This window comes from Streptomyces sp. NPDC002130 (assembly GCF_040296465.1).
Lineage (GTDB): Bacteria > Actinomycetota > Actinomycetes > Streptomycetales > Streptomycetaceae > Streptomyces.
Map to the genome: position 1 here is coordinate 1 of NZ_JBEOXI010000399.1, position 5,027 is coordinate 5,027.

At 70.6% G+C, this 5,027-nt stretch carries 6 protein-coding genes; 5 read left to right on the forward strand and 1 reads right to left on the reverse strand.

Annotated features, from left to right (window positions below):
- Positions 1–453 precede the first annotated feature (453 nt).
- Entirely contained in the window at positions 454–894 is a 441-nt protein-coding gene (locus ABT116_RS39475; protein WP_351644564.1) for an SPW repeat protein, read from the reverse strand.
- A 239-nt stretch (positions 895–1,133) separates the two neighbouring features.
- On the opposite strand from ABT116_RS39475, the gene ABT116_RS39480 reads away from it, so the two are divergent.
- From ABT116_RS39480 to ABT116_RS39500, 5 genes are all read left to right on the forward strand, one after another.
- Positions 1,134–1,298 carry a DUF8839 family protein gene (locus tag ABT116_RS39480; RefSeq protein WP_491588370.1) on the forward strand — a complete coding sequence of 55 codons (165 nt, stop codon included), beginning with the start codon at positions 1,134–1,136 and terminating at the stop codon, positions 1,296–1,298.
- Between the two features lie 173 nt (positions 1,299–1,471).
- Positions 1,472–1,549: a putative leader peptide gene (locus ABT116_RS39485; protein ID WP_351405193.1), complete on the forward strand. Its 78-nt coding sequence runs from the start codon at positions 1,472–1,474 to the stop codon at positions 1,547–1,549.
- Between the two features lie 190 nt (positions 1,550–1,739).
- Positions 1,740–2,294 (forward strand): NADPH-dependent FMN reductase, encoded by a 555-nt coding sequence (ssuE, locus tag ABT116_RS39490; protein WP_351644566.1) that lies wholly within the window; start codon positions 1,740–1,742, stop codon positions 2,292–2,294.
- Between the two features lie 43 nt (positions 2,295–2,337).
- A complete protein-coding gene (locus ABT116_RS39495; RefSeq protein ID WP_351644570.1) occupies positions 2,338–3,489 on the forward strand; it encodes an LLM class flavin-dependent oxidoreductase in 1,152 nt (383 codons plus the stop codon).
- A gap of 113 nt (positions 3,490–3,602) precedes the next feature.
- Positions 3,603–4,805: a serine hydrolase domain-containing protein gene (locus tag ABT116_RS39500; protein ID WP_351644573.1), complete on the forward strand. Its 1,203-nt coding sequence runs from the start codon at positions 3,603–3,605 to the stop codon at positions 4,803–4,805.
- Positions 4,806–5,027 lie beyond the last annotated feature (222 nt).

Sequence of the window (5,027 nt, forward strand, 5' to 3'; positions counted from 1 at the left end):
GGAGTCGACGCGGAGCGTCGGTGACCGACGACAACGCCGCAGATGCGCGTGCCAGGCCCCGCGTCTGTGGGCTGATCCAAACGACAGGCCCTAGGGAACCCGCCTGCTGCCTCGACATCTACGGCGCAGGCAGGGCCGCGGACCCGGCCCCGGGGACCGGACCTGCAACGGTGGCGACAACCAGCAGTTCGCCCGCGCCACCAACCGCGAACCCAGGTGTCATGTCGTACGCGCACACCATGATGTCCTCCCGGCTCCGCCTGTCCTGCGCCAAGGCGGAACGCGAAACTCGGCCGGCAGCCGCTCCACGCGTCCAGCGATGAGGGGCTCGCCGCGATGCGGTCGCTCGGTCACCGCTGAAGCTCCCCGGGCCCAGTCTCGGTCGGCAGCGGGCAGGGCATGAACGGGCCGGTCCGTGGCGCGGACCGGCCTTCGGTTCCCTTGCGGCGGGTGCTACGGCCTGGGCGAGGCCTTCGCCGCCGTTCCGGCGCACACCAGCCCAAGGATCACGGCGAGTGCACCGATGATGATGTTGTTCCACACGACACCGGCGTCCGGGCTTTCGCCGACGACCCACGGCGAGATGATCATCCACACCCCGAGGGCGCACATGGCCCAGCTCAGGCCGTACATGCGCTCCGGAGCGCGAGTGAACCCGAGCGCCAGCAGGCCGATCGCGATACCCATGATCAGGTTGTGGGTCACGAGTGCCGGCTGGCTGGTCGTGTAATGGACTATCCACGGGGAGGCGGCGCAGTACAGACCGAGCAGGAACACCGGTCCGTCCACGAGCGCCACATCGCGGCCGCCGAGCATGCGGGCGTAACGGTCCCGCATCTCGGAGGCGTCGGGGTGGGTGGTGATGTCACCTCTGGTGGGCGAGACGTTGGCCATGACTCGTCTCCTTCATGGTGCAGGGCGACCGCGTCTGGAGGGGTGTGCGGTAAACGCCGCGTAAGCGTCATTCTGCTCTTATTTTTCCTTTATGTGTAGAGCTCGGAGGAGAGCGCGGAATCTACCCGGCGGTACATGTCCGGGCGGATCAGGGGCATCCGGATGTGTACGACAGGACCGATCGACGTCGCCCGCCGGGCGGCGCGGGACAGGGGAGGGCAGCGGACGTGACTGCGGCCATCAGCGCGAAGGTGTTGGAACGGTTCCCGGCGGGGTCTCCGCGCGGATCGTGGCCCGCGGAGGAGTACGCGGCACGCCGCCGCGCCGAGGGAGAGCCGGCCACCGTCGTGATGGACCTGGAATCGGACGCCTTCCTCGTGGTCGTTCCGGCGGACGGCGACTGAGACCGGCGCCGTACGCGCAGCATCGGAGCGCGCCCTCCCGGATCATGCCGAACCGGGAGGGCGCGCACGGTTGTTCCGGGTGCCCTTGGTGAACGGGCCGGTCCGGGATACGAGATGAGCCGCCATTTCCTTGACGGCCCTCGACCTCCACTGCCACGATCCATGGCATGACCATGCGACTGGACCTCACGCGGCGACGCCACGTCGACCTCGCACGTGTCTCCAGCGCTTCCTGTCGCGCCGCAGCCTGAGTCTCCCGGCTCGCCGCTTCTCCTCACCGCCGTATCCGCCGCCGGCCTCCGTCCGCCGTGCCGGCGGCATGCCCTGAGCGGTGATGTTCCCCCCGCCTGAACTCGGCGCTTTCGCACACCCTTCACACCCGGCGTCCCCGAGTTGGGCGGTGCCCCGCGCAGTCGCGCCTTCTCCCGGAAATGAGAGCCCATGGCCACCGTCCTGTCCGTCTCCGGCAGCCCTTCCGCCTCCTCTCGCACCAGCCGATTGCTGCGCCACCTGGACAAGCGGCTGGCGGCCCAGGGTCATGACGTGATCCCGCTCGACGTCCGCACCGTCCCCGCCGAGGCCCTGCTCGGCGCGGACTTCCGCCACCCCGCCATCGTCGAGGCCACCGAACTCTTCGCCCGGGCCGACGGCGTCGTCATCGGCACACCCGTCTACAAGGCGTCCTACTCCGGTGTCCTGAAGGCCCTGCTGGACCTGCTACCGCAGTACGCCCTCACCGGCAAGACCGTACTGCCGCTCGCCACCGGCGGCAGTGTCGCCCATGTCCTGGCCATCGACTACGCCCTGCGCCCGGTCCTCAACTCCATGGGCGCGGCCCACATCGTGCAGGGCTGGTTCACCCTCGACAAGCACCTCACCGCTCACGACGACGGCTCCCTGACCGTCGCGCCGGACGCAACCGAGGCCCTGGACCAGGTGGTCGACCAGTTCTCCGCGGCGCTGGGCCGCACCCCGCTGCTGGCCGTGGCGGGCTGACACCCCCCGCCGCACGTACGTCCCCCTCGATCGGAGCTCCCCCGTGTCCCTCACGTTCCACTGGTTCCTGCCCACCAACGGCGACAGCCGTCATGTCGTCGGCGGCGGTCATGGCACCCCGGCCACCGCGTCCGGGCGGGACCGGCCGCCGACGGTCGCCTACCTGAGCCAGATCGCCCGGGCCGCCGAGGAAGTGGGTTTCGCGGGAGCTCTCACGCCCACCGGTGCCTGGTGCGAGGACGCCTGGCTCACCACCGCGATGGTCGCCCAGCACACCGAACGCCTGAAGTTCCTCGTCGCCTTCCGGCCCGGCCTGATCTCGCCCACGCTTGCCGCGCAGATGGCGGCCACCTTCCAGCGGCAGACCGGCGGGCGGCTGCTGCTCAACGTCGTCACCGGCGGGGAGAACAAGGAGCAGCGCGCCTTCGGCGACTTCCTCGACAAGGACGCCCGGTACCGCCGCACCGGTGAGTTCCTGCACGTCGTAAGGGAGTTGTGGGAGGGCGGCACCGTCGATCTGCAGGGCGAGCACGTCCGGGTGGAGGAGGCCGCGCTGGCCCGGGTGCCCGATCCCGTCCCCGAGGTGTACTTCGGCGGCTCCTCGCCCATCGCGGGTGAGATCGCCGCCCGGCACGCCGACGTCTACCTCACCTGGGGCGAACCCCCGGCCCAGGTCGCCGAGAAGATCGCCCGGATCAGGTCGCTGGCCGCCGCCCAGGGCCGCACCCTGCGCTTCGGCATCCGGCTGCACGTCATCACCCGGGACACCGCCGCGCAGGCCTGGGCCGAGGCGGACCGGCTGCTCGACGGCTTCGACCCGGAGACGGTGGCGTCCGTGCAGGCGGGTCTCTCCCGCAGCGAGTCCGAAGGGCAGCAGCGCATGCTCGCCCTGCACGGCGGCCGTCGCGACCGCCTGGAGATCCACCCCAACCTGTGGGCCGGCATCGGCCTGGTGCGCGGCGGGGCGGGCACCGCACTGGTCGGCAGTCACGACGAGGTCGCCGAGCGGATCAAGGAGTACCACGCCCTGGGCATCGACGAGTTCATCCTCTCCGGCTATCCGCACCTGGAGGAGGCGTACTGGTTCGGCGAGGGAGTCCTGCCGCGTCTCGCCGCGCAGGGACTGTGGCGGCACCCTTCGGGCAGTCAGGACACGCCCGCCGCCGCGGCCCCCTTCGTGCCGGTCGCGAGCTGACACCCCGCCCGGTCCGTCACCGGAGACCAGCAGATCAACCCCGGAGCCGGGCCCGGGCGTCCTGGTCATCGAGTGGGCACGACCGCCCCTCGGTGACCAGGAGGCACACACGCATGAAGCAGCACGCCGCACGCACCGTCTCGATCGCTCTGGCCGTGGCGCTGACCGCCGGGACGGCGGCACTGGCCCCGACAGCGCAGGCGGCGGATCGGCAGTACGGCCACGAGGCCACCCGGACCGCGTTACGCGCGCTCGTCGAGCAGGGCGGACTTCCCGGAGCGGCGGCCAAAGTCCATGACAGCAGGGGGACTTGGTTCGGCGAGTCGGGCTACGCGGACACCGGGACCGGCCGCGAGCGGTCGGCCCGCGAGCACTTCCGCGGGGCCAGCATCACCAAGACGTTCGTCGCGACCGTCCTGCTCCAGCTGGAGGCGGAAGGCAGACTGAACCTGGACGACACGGTCGAGCGATGGCTGCCCGGACTGCTGCGCGGCAACGGCTACGACGGCAGCAAGGTCACCCTGCGCCGGCTCCTCAACCACACCAGCGGCATCGCCAACTACACCGACGACCCCGCCTTCCTCCATGACAGCGCGGGACCCGGCTTCCCGGAGCACCGGTACGACACCCACACGCCCGAGGAGCTCGTGGCGATCGCCCTGCGGCGCCCACCGCAGTCCGGCCCGGAGGACGAGCCGTCGTACTCGAACACCAACTTCGTTGTCGCGGGCATGGTCATCGAGAAGGCCACGGGCCACAGTTACGCCCAGGAGATCACCCGCCGCATCCTCCGGCCGCTGAAGCTGCGCGGAACGTCGTTCCCCGGCACGTCCCCCCACATGCCGAAGCCCCACCCCGTCGGTTACTCCCGGCTCCACGAGGACGCCCCCGGCGCCGAGATCCACGACGCCACCGAACAGAACATGACCTGGCTGGGCGCGGCCGGCGACGTCATCTCCACCAGCGGCGACCTCAACCGGTTCCAATGGGCTCTGGTCAAAGGGCACTTGCTGCCCCAGCGGCAGATGAAGGAGATGTTCGAAGAAGTCCCGGCCGGGCACGGCACCGGGTACGGGCTCGGGATCGAGTCCGCGCAGTTGTCCTGCGGGGTGAAGGTGGTGGGCAAGAGCGGCCGTACGAACGGCTCCCTGTCCGCGATGGTCGGCACCCCGGACGGCGAACACCAGCTCACGTTCAACGTCAACGGCGACTGGCTCCCGAACTCCTCCCTCTACATCGACGTCGTCGAAGCGGAGTTCTGCGGGAGGATCCCGCCCCGGACGGACCGGGCGCCGGGCGTGCTCCGCCTCGGCTAGTGCTCTGACCGCATGGGTTCGCCGGGTCGGTGGTGCCGGAGGTGGGACGGGGCCGCCAACGCCCGCCGCCCTGACGAGCTCGAGCTGACGGGGATCGGTACACCCAATGTCAGCGGCTGCTGGCAGCATCACCGCTATGAACGCCATATTCACCACGCCGCCGCGGCCGTTCGACGTCACCGCGCTCTTCCCTCGACTGGCCCCGCTGGCACGGACGGCGAC